Origin of the sequence: Azohydromonas caseinilytica (assembly GCF_012927045.1) — a bacterium.
Lineage (GTDB): Bacteria > Pseudomonadota > Gammaproteobacteria > Burkholderiales > Burkholderiaceae_C > Azohydromonas > Azohydromonas caseinilytica.
In genome coordinates this window covers 135972-152325 of record NZ_JABBFW010000011.1, presented here as the reverse complement: position 1 = coordinate 152325, position 16354 = coordinate 135972, and the positions used below count along the sequence as shown (strand labels likewise).

The 16354-nt window shown below is 70.7% G+C and carries 13 protein-coding genes; 11 read left to right on the top strand and 2 right to left on the bottom strand.

Annotation, left to right across the window (positions count from 1 at the left end; genetic code table 11):
- The first annotated feature begins 30 nt into the window (after positions 1–30).
- Together pcaF and HHL10_RS16815 are read left to right on the top strand one after the other, a co-directional pair.
- Positions 31–1242: a 3-oxoadipyl-CoA thiolase gene (pcaF, locus tag HHL10_RS16820; protein WP_169161550.1), complete on the top strand. Its 1212-nt coding sequence runs from the start codon at positions 31–33 to the stop codon at positions 1240–1242.
- Between the two features lie 27 nt (positions 1243–1269).
- A complete protein-coding gene (locus HHL10_RS16815) occupies positions 1270–1710 on the top strand; it encodes an acyl-CoA thioesterase (RefSeq protein WP_169161549.1) in 441 nt (146 codons plus the stop codon).
- A 55-nt stretch (positions 1711–1765) separates the two neighbouring features.
- Here HHL10_RS16815 and HHL10_RS16810 read toward each other — a convergent pair whose 3' ends face one another.
- Complete coding sequence (locus HHL10_RS16810) at positions 1766–2950, bottom strand: hypothetical protein (protein WP_169161548.1); 1185 nt, start codon at positions 2948–2950, stop codon at positions 1766–1768.
- Positions 2951–3741: 791 nt separating this feature from the next.
- Here HHL10_RS16810 and HHL10_RS16805 point away from each other — a divergent pair.
- The 3 genes from HHL10_RS16805 (at position 3742) to ggt (ending at position 7399) form a co-directional block, all read left to right on the top strand.
- Positions 3742–3984, top strand: coding sequence for a hypothetical protein (locus HHL10_RS16805; RefSeq protein WP_169161547.1), 243 nt, complete (start codon positions 3742–3744; stop codon positions 3982–3984).
- 12 nt (positions 3985–3996) lie between these two features.
- A complete protein-coding gene (locus HHL10_RS16800) occupies positions 3997–5286 on the top strand; it encodes a DUF2325 domain-containing protein (protein ID WP_169161546.1) in 1290 nt (429 codons plus the stop codon).
- 211 nt (positions 5287–5497) lie between these two features.
- Complete coding sequence (gene ggt, locus HHL10_RS16795; protein ID WP_169161545.1) at positions 5498–7399, top strand: gamma-glutamyltransferase; 1902 nt, start codon at positions 5498–5500, stop codon at positions 7397–7399.
- 69 nt (positions 7400–7468) lie between these two features.
- Here ggt and HHL10_RS16790 read toward each other — a convergent pair whose 3' ends face one another.
- A complete protein-coding gene (locus tag HHL10_RS16790) occupies positions 7469–8863 on the bottom strand; it encodes an aminotransferase-like domain-containing protein (protein WP_169161544.1) in 1395 nt (464 codons plus the stop codon).
- Between the two features lie 138 nt (positions 8864–9001).
- On the opposite strand from HHL10_RS16790, the gene gabT reads away from it, so the two are divergent.
- From gabT to HHL10_RS16760, 6 genes are all read left to right on the top strand, one after another.
- Complete coding sequence (gabT, locus tag HHL10_RS16785) at positions 9002–10297, top strand: 4-aminobutyrate--2-oxoglutarate transaminase (protein WP_169161543.1); 1296 nt, start codon at positions 9002–9004, stop codon at positions 10295–10297.
- Between the two features lie 17 nt (positions 10298–10314).
- Positions 10315–11508, top strand: a complete 1194-nt coding sequence (locus HHL10_RS16780; RefSeq protein ID WP_169161542.1) for an acyl-CoA dehydrogenase — start codon at positions 10315–10317, stop codon at positions 11506–11508.
- Positions 11509–11543: 35 nt separating this feature from the next.
- Positions 11544–12776 carry a CaiB/BaiF CoA transferase family protein gene (locus tag HHL10_RS16775; protein ID WP_169161541.1) on the top strand — a complete coding sequence of 411 codons (1233 nt, stop codon included), beginning with the start codon at positions 11544–11546 and terminating at the stop codon, positions 12774–12776.
- A gap of 74 nt (positions 12777–12850) precedes the next feature.
- Entirely contained in the window at positions 12851–13924 is a 1074-nt protein-coding gene (locus HHL10_RS16770) for an ABC transporter ATP-binding protein (RefSeq protein WP_169161570.1), read from the top strand.
- An 80-nt stretch (positions 13925–14004) separates the two neighbouring features.
- On the top strand, positions 14005–15033 hold the full coding sequence (locus HHL10_RS16765) for an ABC transporter substrate-binding protein (RefSeq protein ID WP_169161540.1): 1029 nt from the start codon (positions 14005–14007) through the stop codon (positions 15031–15033).
- 40 nt (positions 15034–15073) lie between these two features.
- Positions 15074–16354 (top strand): ABC transporter permease, encoded by a 1281-nt coding sequence (locus tag HHL10_RS16760; RefSeq protein ID WP_169161569.1) that lies wholly within the window; start codon positions 15074–15076, stop codon positions 16352–16354.

Below are 16354 nucleotides of genomic sequence, written 5' to 3'. Positions count from 1 at the left end.
CGGCATCGCGGCGCCCCAGGAGACCTCCCCATGAAGACTTCCCAAGCCTGGATCGTGGACGGCGTGCGCACGCCTTTCGGCCGCTACGGCGGCGCGCTGGCGCAGGTGCGCGCCGATGACCTGGGCGCCGTGCCGCTGCGCGCGCTGATGGAGCGGCATCCGGGCCTGGACTGGGCCGCGGTGGACGACGTGCTCTACGGCTGCGCCAACCAGGCCGGCGAGGACAACCGCAACGTCGCGCGCATGGCGGCGCTGCTGGCCGGGCTGCCGGTGGACGTGCCCGGCGTCACCCTGAATCGGCTGTGCGGCTCGGGGCTGGACGCCATCGGCCAGGGTGCGCGCAGCCTGCGCACCGGCGAGGCGGACCTGATCCTGGCCGGCGGCGTGGAGAGCATGACGCGAGCGCCCTTCGTCATGGGCAAGGCCGAGAGCGCCTTCGCGCGCACCGGCAAGATCGAGGACACCACCATCGGCTGGCGCTTCGTGAACCCGAAGATGAAGGCGGCCCACGGCATCGACTCCATGCCCGAGACCGCCGAGAACGTGGCCAGCGAGTTCGGCATCGCCCGCGCGGACCAGGACGCGTTTGCCTGGCGCTCGCAGCAGCGCTGCCAGGCGGCGCGGGAAGCGGGCTTCTTCGACGGCGAGATCGTCCCGGTGACGATCCCGCGCGCCAAGGGCGAGCCCATCACCGTCAGCCAGGACGAGCATCCGCGCCCCGAGACCACGCTGGAACAGCTCGGCAAACTCAAAGGCGTGGTGCGGCCGGACGGCTCGGTCACCGCGGGCAACGCCTCCGGCGTCAACGACGGCGCCTGCGCACTGCTGCTGGCCTCGGACGCGGCGCTGGAGCGCTACGGCCTCAAGCCGCGCGGCCGGGTCGTGGGCATGGCCGTAGCGGGTGTGCCGCCCCGCATCATGGGCATCGGCCCGGCGCCGGCGACGCAGAAGCTGCTGGCGCGCGTGGGCTGGTCGCTGGCCGAGGTGGATGTGATCGAGCTCAACGAGGCCTTCGCGGCTCAGGGCCTGGCGGTGCTGCGCCAGCTGGGGCTGCCCGACGACGCGGCGCAGGTCAATCCCAACGGCGGCGCCATCGCGCTGGGCCATCCGCTGGGCGCCTCGGGCGCGCGGCTGGCGCTGACCGCACTGCGGCAGCTGGAGCGCAGCGGCGGGCGCCGCGCCATCGCCACCATGTGCATCGGCGTGGGCCAGGGCATCGCCATGGCCATCGAGCGCGCCTGATCAATTTCACCCGGGAGACCCGACCGCATGGCCCGCAACGACCGCCACCGCCGCGCCGACTACCGCGCCTTCAGCGACATCAGCACGCGCTGGATGGACAACGACGTCTATGGCCACGTCAACAACGTCGTCTACTACAGCTGGTTCGACACGGCGGTGAACGGCCATCTCATCGAGCAGGGCGCGCTCGACATCGCCGCGAGCCCGACCGTGGGGCTGGTGGTGGAAACGGGCTGCCAGTACTTCGCTCCTATTGCCTTCCCGGAGCGCGTGCGCGCCGGGCTGCGCGTGGCGCATGTGGGCAACTCCAGCGTGCGCTACGAGGTTGGTCTGTTCCGCAACGACGACGACGAGGCCGCGGCACAGGGCCACTTCGTGCATGTCTACGTGGACCGCGCCACGCGCCGGCCGGTGCCGCTGCCCGAAGGACTGCGCCGCGTGGTGGAGGCGCTGCTGCGGGCCGGTTGAGCCCAAAAAAGCGGGCCCTTGGGCCCGCTGAATGCGTGTCTGGTGCGCCCGGTGCTCAGAGCTTGGACACGCAGGACACGAAGGTGGCCGGGCAGGTCGTGGCCAGGCCGCCCGCGGCGTCCTTGGGGAAGCTGGCCGACTTGAACATGTTGAGCACGTTGTTGTAGGCGTACAGCGGCGCGACCGAGTTCTTGGCCCAGAAGATGTAGTTGGCGTGCAGCCGGTTCTTGGCGAAGGCGTAGAGGTCCGTCACCGGCGGCGGTGCGTAGGGGCCGTTCTGGTAGGTGGTCACGTAGTTCTCGGCCTGCACCGACGGGCCCAGCGGCACCTTGCCGGCGGCGGTGTCGTAGTGCGGATAGGCCGAGAGCTCCAGCTCGCTGTCGTTGAGGAAGGTGTCGGGCCCGCCCAGCGCCACGCCGGAGTTCAGCGCGTTGTTCACCAGCCCGGGCATGTACACGCGCGGGAAGTTGATGAACTGCATCACCACGGTGTTGGGGAAGGCGCGCCGCGTGGCGGTGTCGACCTGGGCCAGGTTGTCGAAGAAGGCCTGCTTCTGCGCGCTGGTCAGCGGCACCACGGCCTGGCCCAGCGCGGTCTCGTTGAAGGCGATGCCCTCGAAGGCGTTGTGGCCGTTGTAGCGCTGGCCCAGGGCTGTGACGAGCGCGATCATGCGGTCGCGCACGCTGGGCTCGTACATGGCCATGTTCTCGCCGGTGGTGTCCTCGGTGCCCAGGGTGTCCTTGCCGTCGATGAGGATGCGGAACACGCCGCCGCCGTACTCGGCCGTGTGCATGTAGTCGGGCAGGGCGCGTCCGCCGGCCTTGAAGGCCTTGGTGCCGACCATGATGAACAGCCGCTTGCCCACGGCCTGGGCCATGGCCACTTCCTTGTCGATCTCGCTGAAGTCGTAGCCGTCCTTGGTGGGCTCCAGGTCGCGCCACATGTAGCGCGTCTGCACGCCGCGCACGTTGGGCAGCGCGGCGATCTCCTTGAAGGTGTAGCTCACCAGGGAGTCGGTGGCGCCGGCGTTGAGCTGGATGTAATGGCCCGGATTCCACTTCACGCGCGTATCGCCGGGCATGAGCGCCATCGGCCGCGCCAGCTCGGCCGCGGCCGCCGTCGCGCCGCTGGCCGAAGCCTGGTCCTGCGTCGCTTCCCCACCGCCGCCGCAAGCCGCCAGCAGCACCACCACCGAGGACACGGCGGCCAGCGCCGGGCGCAGTTTGAATTGGAAATTCATGATCTTTTATTCCAGCAATATTTAAGAGCAGCCCCCCTCAGGGCCGGTACTGGAATTCACGAGGCGCCATGGCAAACATCCAGGCAAAACCAGAGGCGCGTTGGTGAAATTCCCATCCGTCGGGTTTGACCGCGGCAGATGCGTTGTTCAAGCGGTACGCCTCTGTTTCGACAGATTGTAAAAGGCTGTTAGGAATGTGAATGTGTGCCTTAGTGTCTTAGGTAACTGAATATTTGTAACTTAAATCATGAACGACAGGCTCGGCGCCGAATTCAGCGTTGAAACGTCTTGGAGTTGAGTTGTGTCAACTGGCTTGCAATGGATGGTCTATGGACATGAACGGCGGTGAAATAAGGGCTTTTTGTAACTACACGTCAAGTAACTTGTAACCCATGCAATGCTGATAAGCCATCTTTGTGAATCTCTCGAACGGGTGTATGGAACACCCTGGAAAATTTGAGTCGCATTCGGGTGCGGTTTTGCCGTGACTCGGCAGTCGGGAATGTCATTGGCGTGGCAAATCACGCTGCCAAGCTGGTATAGGAAATTGCCGGCATGCCAAGGTGAAAGGGAGCCGGCAAGAAGGCATCGGAAATATTTCCGCTCCCAACCAGCATGAAGATGCCGGCGCAACCGGTATGACGGCCATGGCCGTCAAAGGTTGCTGGCCGTGCCGCGGCCAAGCCATCGCCTGCACCGTCCCGAGCGCCCGGCAGTGCTCCGGTTGCAAATGAGAATGGTTCGCAATAAAGTGGCTGCATCGACGCCTTGGGCGATGGATGGAGAACGACTTGGGACATGACGATCCGGACCGCGCCGGCGCCTGCGCGCCCCGCCCGCTGGCGCAAGGCGCGGTGGGGCAGGTGCTGTGGTGCGAGCACTGCCGCCAGGTGCACTTGCAGGTGGGCCCGCTGACGCTGCGGCTCACGGTTGAGGCTTTCGAGGACCTCGCGGGCCTGGCGCAGTCGGCGCGGCAGCGCCTGCCGGCACCGTCGCTGCCTGCGGCGCCGGCCGCCACCGCGGCCTGGCATTGAGGGGAGGCGGCCATGTGTGCTGAAGAACGCCTCGGCCAGCCGCCCTGCCGGCATGCGCAGGCTGCCGCCGCGGCCGTGAGCCTCGTGCGCGGCTCGCGCCGGCGCCGCCTGTGGGATCTCGCGCCCACGGCCTACTGCCCGGTGATCGGCGTGTGCGTGCCGCTGCCGCTGCTGCGCCGCGTGGCGCAGAAGGTGGTCGATGCGCCGCTGCCCCAGGACGACTACGAGCTGCATTGCGCCGCCATCACCGAGTCCAAGAGCCGCACGGCGCTGGCCGAGCGGCTGCAGCGCGAGCTCGACGAGCGCTTCGCGCCCACGCTGGCCGCGGCCGCGCGCTGCAAGAGCACGCCGGAGCTGGCGCAGTGGTGGCAGCGCCAGCTGCAGGACGGCGAGGCCGTGCCCGCCGCGTTCTGGGCCGCGCTCACGCATGCCCGCTGCGACGCCGTGCTGGAGGAGCGGGTGCTGCGCGACATCCACATGCTGCAGCACCAGGTCGGCGCGGCCGAGCGCGTGGACCGCGCCCGCTTCGCGGAGCTGGCGCGCGAGCATGGCGTGCTGGTGCGCGAGCTGGCCGCGGCGCAGCAGCGCAGCACCCAGGCGCTGGCGCAGCGCACGGCCTGCATCGAACAGCAGGCCGCCGAGCTGGTGCGGCTGCGCGCGGCACTGATCGCGCGCGACACGGCGCTGCAGAGCCTGCGCGCCGAGGTCGAGGAGTTGCGTGCGGGCATGCCCGACCTGCCCGCGCGCCGGGCCCAGGCCGAGCAGATCACGCGCCAGCAGGCCCGCATCGACAGCCTGGAGCGCCGGCTGGCCGAGGCGCTGCGCACGCCGCGGGCGACCGAGCCGCAAGCGCGTGGCGCCGGCACGCCGGGCCCGGTATCGCCCGAGGCCGCCGAGGCGCCCGCGGCGTCGGTGGTGACCGCATTGCCCCTGCCGCCGCGGCTGCGCGACAAGGCGGTGCTGTGCGTGGGCGGGCGCTCGGGCAGCGTGCCGGTGTACCGGCAGCTGGTGGAGCGCACCGGCGGGCAGTTCCTGCATCACGACGGCGGCGAGGAGGACAGCCCTGCGCAGCTGGAGTCCAGCCTGGCGGCGGCGGACCTCGTGATCTGCCAGACCGGCTGCATCAGCCACGGCGCCTACTGGCGCGTGAAGGACCATTGCAAGCGCACCGGCAAGCAGTGCGTGTTCGTGGACAAGCCCAGCGCCGCCGGGCTGATGCGCGGGCTGCAGGAAGCGGCCTCGCTGCTGCCGCCAGGGCAGGAGGCAACTGTTTCGCCCGCAACTTCAGCGGTGCAGGACTGAGCCCGGGGCCGCCGGCGACTGCCGCGCGGGCACGGTGCCTGGACGGTCGCGGAATCATTTACTAACAACAGCCCGCCGATTCGTCCGCCCGCATCTGGGCGTAGGCGGCCCCGTTGAAGTGGTGCTTGACGCTGGGCACAGTGAACCGCTCGGGCGCGCCATGGCGAGCGCCCGCGCCTTCATCACTGTCCGTCCCACGAGGAGCCCATCCATGCCCGCTTTGCAACTTGTGTCCCTGCGACCCTCGCGCCTGTGCCGGGCGGCGCTGCTGGCCTGCGGCGGCATCGCCATCGCGGCACAGGCCGCCACCGGCGTGTCGGTCGAGGCCGCCGTGTCGCTCGGCAAGCTGCCGCCGATCCCGGGCGCGCCGCGGCATCAGCAGGCCGTGGTGGCGGTGAGCAATCCCTACGGTGCCGAGGCCGGCGCGCAGGTGCTGGAAAAGGGCGGCAACGCCATCGACGCGGCCGTGGCCATCGCTTACGCGCTCAACGTGGTGGAGCCGCAGTCGGCGGGCATCGGCGGCGGCGGCTTCATGATGATCCACCACGCCGCTTCGGGCCGCACCTTCTACATCGACTCGCGCGAGAAGGCCCCGGCCGGCGCCACGCCCTCGATGTTCGCGGGCGTGCCCAATCCGTCGCTGCAGGGCGTGGCCGTGGGGGTGCCGGGCATGGTGCGCGGCACGGCGCTGGCGCTGGAGCAGTTCGGCAACATGAAGCTGTCGCAGGTGCTCAAGCCCGCCATCAAGCTCGCCGACAAGGGCTTCAAGGCCACGCCGCGCTACTCGGCCGCGAGCTGCAACAACCGCTCCCAGAACTCGCCCGAGGCCGCGGCCTTCTTCTGCCCCAACGGCTCGGCGCCGCCGGTGGGCACGCTGATCAAGAACAGGCCCCTGGCCGATACGCTGCGCCTCATCGCCGCGCATGGCGCGGATTGCTTCTACGTCTACCTGCCCACCAAGGGCTGCGACATCGCCAAGGGCATCGTCGAAGGCCAGAAGTTCGGCCGCGGCGGCAGCATGAGCTACGCCGACCTGCAGAACTACCGGCCCGCGCTGCGCACGCCGGTGGAAGGGCGCTACCGCGGCTACCTCATCAAGGCCATGCCGCCGCCGTCCTCGGGCGGGCTCACCGTGCTTCAGATGCTGGACATGCTGGAGCGTTTCCCGCTGGGCGACGAAAGCAAGGGCTACGGCTTCGCCACGCCCAAGACCGCCAACGTGATGGCCAGCGCCATGCGCATCGCCTTCGCCGACCGCGCGGTGTGGATGGGCGACGCCGACTTCGTGCCCGTGCCGTCCAGAGGGCTGCTGCACCCCAGCTACGTCGGCCTGCGCGGCGCGCCCATCCTGCCCACCGTGCGGCTGAGCCCTGACCCGATGGCCGGCGACCCGCGCCCCTACCAGAACGCGGGCGTCAAGGCCACCAAGCCGCTGGCCGTGGCCGCGCCGGTCAACGGCCCGGGCGAGACCACCACGCACTTCTCGGTGATCGACCGCTGGGGCAACCTGGTGTCCTACACCAACACCATCGAGTCCTCCCACGGCATCGGCGTGTTCGCCGGCTACCGCAAGCCCGACGGTTCCTTCCGCAACCACGGCTTCCTGCTCAACAACGAGCTCACCGACTTCAACCTGCTGCCCACCACCAACCCCTATACCGGCACGGCCGGCTACAACGACGTGCAGCCCAACAAGCGCCCGCGCAGCAGCATGACGCCGGTGATGATGTTCACGCCCGACGGCCGGCCGCTGCTGGCCTACGGCTCGCCGGGCGGCTCGACCATCATCAACTCGGTGCTCAACGTCACGCTCAACCTGGTTGACCACCGCATGGGGCTGCAGCAGGCCATCGACGCGCCGCGCCTGTCGGTGACCAGCGCCGGCTCCACGGTGTCGCTGGAAGCGGGCATGCCGCAGGCGACCGTCGACGCGCTCAAGGGCCTGGGCTACACCGTGGGCGTCACCGAGATCGGCTCGGTGCAGGCCGTGGGCGTGGACCCGCGCACGGGCCGCTACTACGGCGGCGCCGACAACCGCCGCGAAGGCACCGTCATCACGCTGCCGCGCGGCAAGCCGCTGCTGCCCTGGGTGGGCGACCTGCTGGCGCCGTGAGGCGTTAAGGTTGCTGGGCTGAAAGGCCCAAATGCCATGCCCGCGCAAGCGGGCATTTTTCATGGCCGCTCAAATCCCCCGCCGCTGCGCCTCCAAGAACGAGAACAGCCGCTCGTCGTCGCAGTGCGCCACGTTGAAGCGCAGCCAGGGGCTGGGGGCCAGCTCGGTCATGAACAGGTGCCCGGGGCCGAGCATGATCCCCTCGGCCGCGGCCCGGTTGGACAGCTCGCCGCTGTCGGCCACGTCCGGGTGCCGCGCCCACAGGTACAGCCCGCAGCCGGGCTCGGCAAAGAGCTCGAAGCCGATGTCCGCCAGCCGCGCCGCCACGCGCTGCTGCGCCTGCATCAGGCGCTCGCGCAGGCCCTTGAGATGGCGGCGCCAGCGCGAGTCGGTCAGCGCGATGTGCACCAGCCGCTCGTTGAGCTCCGAGGAGGTCAGCCCGGCCACCATCTTGAGCTGGCCCAGGTCCTCGATCAGGTCTGGATGCGCCGCCAGCCAGCCCACGCGCAGGTTGGGCGAGATGGTCTTGGAGAAGCTGCCGATGTGCACCACGCGCTGCAGCTGGTCGAGGCTCGCCAGCGAGGCGCGCGGCTCCGGGTCCAGCTCGGCGTAGATGTCGTTCTCCACCAGCGTGATGTCGTGCTGCTCGGCCAGCTGCAGCAGCCGGTGCAGCTGCGACAGCGGCGCGATCGAGCCGGTGGGGCTCTGCAGCCGCGGCTGGGTGAAGAACACGCGCGGGCGGTGCTCCTGGATCAGCGCGGGCAGGGCGGCCAGGTCCCAGCCGTTGGGGGTGCGCGGCACGCCCACCAGCCGCGCGCCCTGCAGCCGCAGCATGAACAGCAGGTTGGCGTAGCCGGGCTGGTCCACCAGCACCGCGTCGCCCGGGCGCACCAGGCGCCGCGCCGCCAGGTCCAGCGCCTGGCTGGAGCCCTGCGTCAGCAGCAGCTGCTCCGCTGGCGCGGTGATCTCCTGCTCGGCCAGTTGCGCGCTCAGCAACCGGCGCAGCTCGGTGTAGCCCTTGGGATGGCCGTAGCCGGTGATGTCGATGGGCTCGGTGGCGAGCTGGCGCAGCGCGCGGCGCATGCCGTCCTCGAACAGCCAGTCGCCCGGCAGCCAGCCGCAGCCCGGCTTCAGGCGCAGCTCGCGGTTCTCGAAGATCTTGCGCAGGTACCACATCGAGTCGAAGCCCGAGCCGGGGCGCTCGGCGGCGTCGGCCGCGGCCTGCGGCAGGCGCTGGCGCACGAAGAAGCCCTGGTGCGGGCGCGACACCAGCCAGCCCTGCGCCACCAGCCGGTCGTAGGCCTCCACCACCGTGAACACGCTCACCTCGTGCGCGGCGGCGAACTGCCGCACCGAGGGCACCTTGGTGCCCGGGCGCAGCTTGCCCGTCTCGGCCAGCCGCCGGAAGCCCTCCACGATCTGCGTGACGAGGGGTACGGACGAACGGGGCTGCAGGTCGAGCATCGCGAAAGCTGAACAGGTCGGGCGGGCGGCGGTGTAGCGGTACGGCGGCCAGTACAGGCCGGCCGAAGCTGTACATGGTAGTGGCCGCCTCAGGCTCCTAGAGTGAGCCACTCCTCAACGTCTGACCTGAAGCAAGCCATGCCCGATGCCGCCAACTCCCCCGCCACCACCAATGCCGCGCTGATGGCGCGCCGCGAGTCGGCGGTGCCGCGTGGCGTGGGCCAGGTGCACCCCGTCTTCATCGAGCGCGGCGAGAACGCCGAGATCTGGGACGTCGAAGGCAGGCGCTACATCGACTTCGCCGGCGGCATCGCCGTGCTCAACACCGGCCACCGGCATCCGGACGTGGTCGCCGCCGTGCAGGCGCAGCTGGAGCGCTACACCCACACCTGCTTCCAGGTCGTGGCCTACGAGCCCTACGTGGCGCTGGCCGAGAAGCTCAACGCCATGGCGCCCGGCGCCTTCGCCAAGAAGACGCTGCTGCTGACCACCGGCGCGGAAGCGGTGGAGAACGCCGTCAAGATCGCCCGCGCCTACACCAAGCGCTCGGCCGTGATCGCCTTCGGCAGCGGCTACCACGGCCGCACGCTGCTGACGCTGGGCCTCACCGGCAAGGTCGCGCCCTACAAGACCGGCTTCGGCCCCTTCCCGAGCGAGATCTTCCACGCCCGCTTCCCGAACGCGCGCCAGGGCGTGACGGTGGACGACGCCATCGCCTCGGTGGAGGCGCTGTTCAAGAACGACGTCGAGGCCGAGCGCGTGGCGGCCATCATCATCGAGCCGGTGCAGGGCGAGGGCGGCTTCAACGTGGCGCCGCCGGAGCTGCTGCAGCGGCTGCGCGCGCTGTGCGACGCGCACGGCATCCTGCTCATCGCCGACGAGGTGCAGACCGGCGCCGGCCGCACCGGCACCTTCTTCGCCATCGAGCACTCGGGCGTGGCGCCGGACCTCATCACCCTGGCCAAGTCGCTGGCCGGCGGCTTCCCGCTGGCGGCCGTGGTCGGCCGTGCCGAGGTGATGGACGCGCCCGCGCCCGGCGGCCTGGGCGGCACCTACGCCGGCTCGCCGCTGGGCTGCGCCGCGGCGCTGGCGGTGCTGGACGTCTTCGAGCGCGACCAGCTGCTGCAGCGCAGCCGCGAGGTCGGCGCGCTGCTCACCGAGGGCCTGCGCGCCATCGCCGCGCGCCGGCCGCAGATCGTGGAGGTGCGCGGCCTGGGCGCGATGGTGGCCGTGGAGCTGGCCGACGCGCAGGGCCGGCCCGACGCCGAGCTCACGCGCCGCGTGGTGACGGAGGCGCAGCGGCGCGGGCTGATCCTGCTGTCCTGCGGCACCTACGGCAACGTGCTGCGCATCCTGGTCCCGCTCACCGCCCCGGATGCACTGCTGCGCGAGGGGCTGTCCATCATGGATGCAAGCTTCGACGCCGCGGCTTGAACTTCAGGAGACACCCGATGAGCACCCGATCCAACAAACCCGTTTTCGCCTGGGACGACGCCTTGCAGCTGGAGCAGCAGCTCACGGCCGACGAGCGCGCCGTGAGCGACGCCGCACGCGACTACTGCCAGGGCCGCCTGGCGCCGCGCGTGCTGCAGGCCTTCCGCCATGAGCAGACCGACCCCGAGGTCTTCCGCGAGATGGGCGAGCTGGGCCTGCTGGGCGCCACCATCCCCGAGGCCTACGGCGGCGCCGGCCTGAACTACGTCTGCTACGGCCTGATCGCGCGCGAGGTCGAGCGCGTGGACTCGGGCTTCCGCTCGATGATGAGCGTGCAGAGCTCGCTGGTGATGCTGCCCATCCACGAGTTCGGCACCGAGGAGCAGAAGCAGAAATACCTGCCCAGGCTCGCGCGCGGCGAGTGGATCGGCTGCTTCGGGCTGACCGAGCCCGACCATGGCTCCGACCCCGGCAGCATGGCCACGCGTGCGCGCAAGGTGCCCGGCGGCTTCGAGCTCACCGGCTCCAAGACCTGGATCACCAACAGCCCCATTGCCGACGTGTTCGTGGTCTGGGCCAAGGACGACGAGGGCGCGATCCGCGGCTTCGTGCTGGAAAAGGGCATGCAGGGCCTGAGCGCCCCGGTGCTGCACGGCAAGGTAGGCCTGCGCGCCTCCATCACCGGCCAGATCGTGATGGACCGCGTGTTCGTGCCCACCGAAAACGCTTTCCCGGAAGTGCGCGGCCTCAAGGGCCCCTTCACCTGCCTCAACAGCGCGCGCTACGGCATCGCCTGGGGCGCGCTGGGCGCGGCGGAGGACTGCTATGCGCGGGCGCGGCAGTACGTGCTGGACCGCCGCCAGTTCGGCCGCCCGCTCGCGGCCAACCAGCTGATCCAGAAGAAGCTGGCCGACATGCTCACCGAGATCTCGCTGGGCCTGCAGGGCTGCCTGCGCCTGGGCCGCATGAAGGACGAGGGCACCGCGCCGGTGGAGCTGACCTCGATCATGAAGCGCAACAGCTGCGGCAAGGCGCTGGACATCGCCCGCGTGGCGCGCGACATGCTCGGCGGCAACGGCATCAGCGACGAGTACGGCATCGCCCGCCACCTGGTGAACCTGGAGGTGGTCAACACCTACGAGGGCACGCACGACGTGCACGCGCTGATCCTGGGCCGGGCCATCACCGGGCTGCAGGCTTTCTCGGCCTGAGGCGCGGCCATGGCTTGCCACGAAGGAGCACGCCCGTGAGCCCGCTGGCCGGAGTACGGGTGCTGGACCTCTCCCGCGTGCTGGCCGGCCCCTGGGCCGGGCAGCTGCTGGCCGACTACGGCGCCGACGTCATCAAGGTGGAGCGCCCGGGCAGCGGCGACGACACGCGCGCCTGGGGCCCGCCGTGGTGGGGCGAGGCGGCGCAGCGCATGTCGGCCTATTACCTCTGCGCCAACCGCGGCAAGCGCTCCATTGCCATCGACATCGCCAGCCCCGAAGGCGCGGCGCTGGTGCGCACGCTGGCCGCCGAGGCCGACGTGCTCATCGAGAACTACAAGGTTGGCCAGCTCGCGCGCTACGGGCTGGACGCGCCCACACTGCGCGAGCTCAACCCGCGCCTGGTGTACTGCTCCATCACCGGCTACGGACAGAGCGGGCCGGACGCCGCGCGCGCGGGCTACGACTTCGCCATCCAGGCCGCGGGCGGCCTCATGAGCATCACCGGCGAGGCCGAGGGCACGCCCGGCACGCAGCCGCAGAAGGTGGGCGTGGCGGTGGTGGACCTGATGACCGGCGTGTACGCCACCACGGCCATCCTGGCCGCGCTGCAGGGCCGCGAGCGCACCGGGCAGGGCTGCCACATCGACACCGCGCTGCTGGACGTGCAGGTGGCCATGCTGGCCAACCAGGCCAGCAACCACCTGGTGGGCGGCATGGTGCCCAGGCGCATGGGCAATGCCCATCCCAACATCGTGCCGTACCAGGTCTTTGCCACGGCCGACGGGCACATCGTGCTGGCGGTGGGCAACGACGCGCAGTTCGCCAAGCTGTGCGAGGTGGCCCATCACCCCGAGGTCGCGAGCGACGCGCGCTTTGCCACCAACGCGGCGCGCGTGGCGCATCGGGCCGAGCTGGTGCCGGTGGTCGCGGCCTGGATGGTTGAGCACGAAACCGGGGCGTGGTGTGCACGCCTGGATGCGGCCGGTGTGCCCTGCGCACCATTGCGCAGCATCGACCAGGTGTTCCAGTCCCCGCAGGTCATGGCACGGGGCATGCTTGTGCACCGCCAGTGCGGTGGCGATGGCAGCGATGCCCGAGGCCCCGCGGGCCGCGTGCCGCTGGTGGCCGCGCCGGTGCTGCTCGATGGCGAGCGCGCGGCGGCCCGGCGCGCGCCGCCACGGCTGGACCAGGACGGTCCCGCGCTGCGGCAGGCCCTGGGCCGGCACCCCGGCTGGCCCGCCGCATCCACGGATGGAGAAACCGAGTGAGTACCGTCGTTGCTGAACGCCCCGCACTGGCCGCCGTCGCCGAATCCCCGCTGTCGCGCAGCGCCGATGCGCAGGTGAGCTTCAGCGGGGTGCAGAAGAGCTACGACGGCCGGACGCTGGTCGTGCGCTCGCTGGACCTGCACATCCGCCGCGGCGAATTCCTCACGCTGCTGGGCCCCTCGGGCTCGGGCAAGACCACCACGCTGATGATGCTCGCCGGCTTCGAAAGCCCCACCGCCGGCGAGATATTGCTCGATGGCCGGCCCATCACGCGCACCCCGCCGCACAAGCGCAACTTCGGCATGGTGTTCCAGAACTACGCGCTGTTCCCGCACATGACGGTGGCCGCCAACGTGGCGTATCCGCTCACCGTGCGGCGCGTGCCGCGCGATGAGATCGCGCGCCGCGTCAAGCAGGCGCTGGCCATGGTGCAGCTCGGCGGCAAGGACGAGCGCTACCCCGCGCAGCTCTCCGGCGGCCAGCAGCAGCGCGTGGCGCTGGCGCGCGCGCTGGTGTTCGACCCGCAGCTGGTGCTGATGGACGAGCCGCTGGGCGCGCTGGACAAGCAGTTGCGCGAGCACATGCAGATCGAGCTCAAGGCGCTGCACCAGCGCCTGGGCGTGACCTTCGTCTACGTCACGCACGACCAGGGCGAGGCGCTGACCATGAGCGACCGCGTGGCCGTGTTCAACGACGGCGAGATCCAGATGATCGACGCCGTGGAGCGCCTGTACGAGGAGCCGGTGAACCGCTTCGTGGCCGGCTTCATCGGCGACAGCACCGTGCTGCAGGGCACTGCCGGCGCGGTCGACGCCACGGGCCGGCGCGAGCTGGTCCTGGCCGATGGGCGGCGCCTGGTGGGCGTGGACGTCAACGGCGTGCCCGCGGGCCAGCCGCTGACCGCCTGCATCCGGCCCGAGCGCATCGAGGCGCTGCCGCAGGCGGCCACCGCCGTGGGCCTGCCCAACGTGCTGCAGGCCAGCGTGCGCGACGTGCTGTATTTCGGCGATCACCTGCGCCTGCGCTGCGAGCTCCCGGGCCAGAGCGAGGCCACCGTGAAGCTGCCGCTGTCGATCGAGTGGCATCCCCAGCCGGGGCAGCCGCTGTGGCTGCGCCTGCCGCCGCAGCACCTGCGCCTGTACGCCTGATCCCGAGGCCGGGCGCGTTCCCCGCGCCCGCGCAGGCTTTTCGAGTTCCCGTGGTCCCCTCACATCCTGGAGACATTCGCATGAAAACCAAGACCATCGTCGCCGCCGTGCTCGCGCTGGGTGCGCTGCCGGTGCTGGCGCAGAGCCTGACCGTCGTCAACTTCGGCGGCGCCAACGGCGCGGCGCAGCGCAAGGCCTTCACCGAGCCCTTCGAAAAGAGCAACGGCGTCAAGGTCGTGCCCGTCGAGTACAACGGCGAGCAGGCCAAGGTGAAGGCCATGGTCGAGGCCAGGAAGGTGACCTGGGACCTGGTCGAGGTCGAGAGCCCGGACGTGAACCGCGGCTGCGACGAGGGCCTGTTCGAGAAGATCGACTGGGCCCAGGTCGGCAACAAGGCCGACTTCCAGCCCGCGGCCGTGCACGAGTGCGGCGTGGGCATCTTCGTGTGGTCCACCGTGCTGGCCTATGACGGCGACAAGCTCAAGAACCCGCCCAAAAGCTGGGCCGATTTCTGGGACGTGAAGAAGACGCCCGGCAAGCGCGCGCTGCGCAAGGGCGCGCGCTACAACCTGGAGTTCGCGCTGCTGGCCGACGGCGTGGCGCCGGCCGACGTGTACAAGGTGCTGGCCACGCCCGCGGGCGCCGACCGCGCCTTCAAGAAGATGACGGAGCTGCGCCCGCACATCCAGTGGTGGGAGGCCGGCGCGCAGCCGCCGCAGTTCCTGGTGGCCGGCGACGTGGTGATGAGCACCGCCTACAACGGCCGCATCGACGCCGCGCAGCGCGAGGGCAAGCCGCTCAAGATCAGCTGGAGCGGCGGCATCTACGACCTGGACTACTGGGCCATTCCCAAGGGCACGCCCAACAAGGCGCTGGCCATGAAGTACATCGCCTTCGCCTCCAGCGTGGACGCGCAGGCCGAGTACGCGAGGAACATCTCCTACGGCCCGACCAACAACAAGGCGCTGGCCAAGCTCGACCCCAAGGTGCTGGCGCAACTGCCCACCTCGCCGGCCAACGCCAAGGACGCGCTGCGCTTCGACGTCCAGTTCTGGGCCGACCAGGGCGAGGCGCTGGAGAAGCGCTTCGCGGCCTGGGCCGCGCAGTAAGGCCCTGTCGAGCGGAGGCGGCATGGCTGGCGCAAGCGCGATGCAGGAGCTGGCCCCGGCGGGGGCCTCATACGGCGGCGACACGGCCGCGGCGCAGGCCCTGTCGCTGGCGGCGGCGCAGGCGCGGGTCGAGCGCCGACGGCGGCGCCAGTCGCTGCTGCTGGCGCTGCCGCTGCTGAGCTTCCTGGTGGCGGTGTTCATCGTGCCCATTGCCGCGCTGCTGCTGCGCGCGGTGGAAAACCCCGAGGTGGCGCGGGCCCTGCCGCGCACCGCGCAGGCGCTCTCCGGCTGGGACCGCCGGAGCGAGCCCGCGCCCGCCGCCTTCGCCGCCGTGGCGGCGGACCTGGCCGCCATGTCCGACAGCGCCGATGCCGGCGCGCTGGCGCGGCGCCTCAACAGCGAGGTGCCCGGCGGCCGCTCGCTGGTGATGAAGACCTACCGCGCCAGCCGCGATGTCGGCGCCGGCGCGCCGCCGCCCGAAGCCGTGCGCGAGAAGATGCTGGCCCTGGATGCGCGCTGGGCCGAGCTGCCGTACTGGCAGGCCATCGCCCGCAACGCCTCGCGCTGGACGCCCGACTACCTGCTGGCCGCGGTGGACCTGCGCCGCGACGGCGCCGGCACCGTCGAGCCCATGCCCGAGGAGCAGCGCGTGTTCGGGCGCATCCTGCTGCGCACCTTCCAGATCAGCGCCGTGGTGACGCTGGTGTGCCTGGCGCTGGGCTACCCGCTGGCCTACTGGCTGTCCACGCTGCCGGCGCGCAGCGCCAACGTGCTGATGATCCTGGTGCTGGTGCCGTTCTGGACCTCCATCCTCGTGCGCGTGGCCGCGTGGATCGTGCTGCTGCAGCGCGAGGGCCTGGTCAACAAGGCATTGCTGGGGCTGGGCGTGATCGCCGAGCCGCTGACGCTGCTGTTCAACCGCGCCGGCGTCGTGATCGCCATGACCCACATCCTGCTGCCCTTCATGATCCTGCCGCTCTACAGCGTCATGAAGTCCGTGCCGCCCAGCTACATGCGCGCGGCGGTGTCCCTGGGCAGCACGCCGCTGGCGGCCTTCGTGCGCGTGTACGTGCCGCAGACCTTTGCCGGCGTGGGCGCCGGGGCGTTGCTGGTGTTCATCCTCTCCATCGGCTACTACGTCACGCCCGCGCTGCTGGGCGGGGCGGACGACCAGATGCTGTCCTACTACATCGCGCAGTACACCAACGTGGACGTGAACTGGGGCATGGCCGCCGCGCTGGGCGCGCTGCTGCTGTTCAGCACGCTGGCGCTGTACGGCGTGTACCGGCGCTTCGCGCGCGCCGAGCTGAGCCTGGGGTGA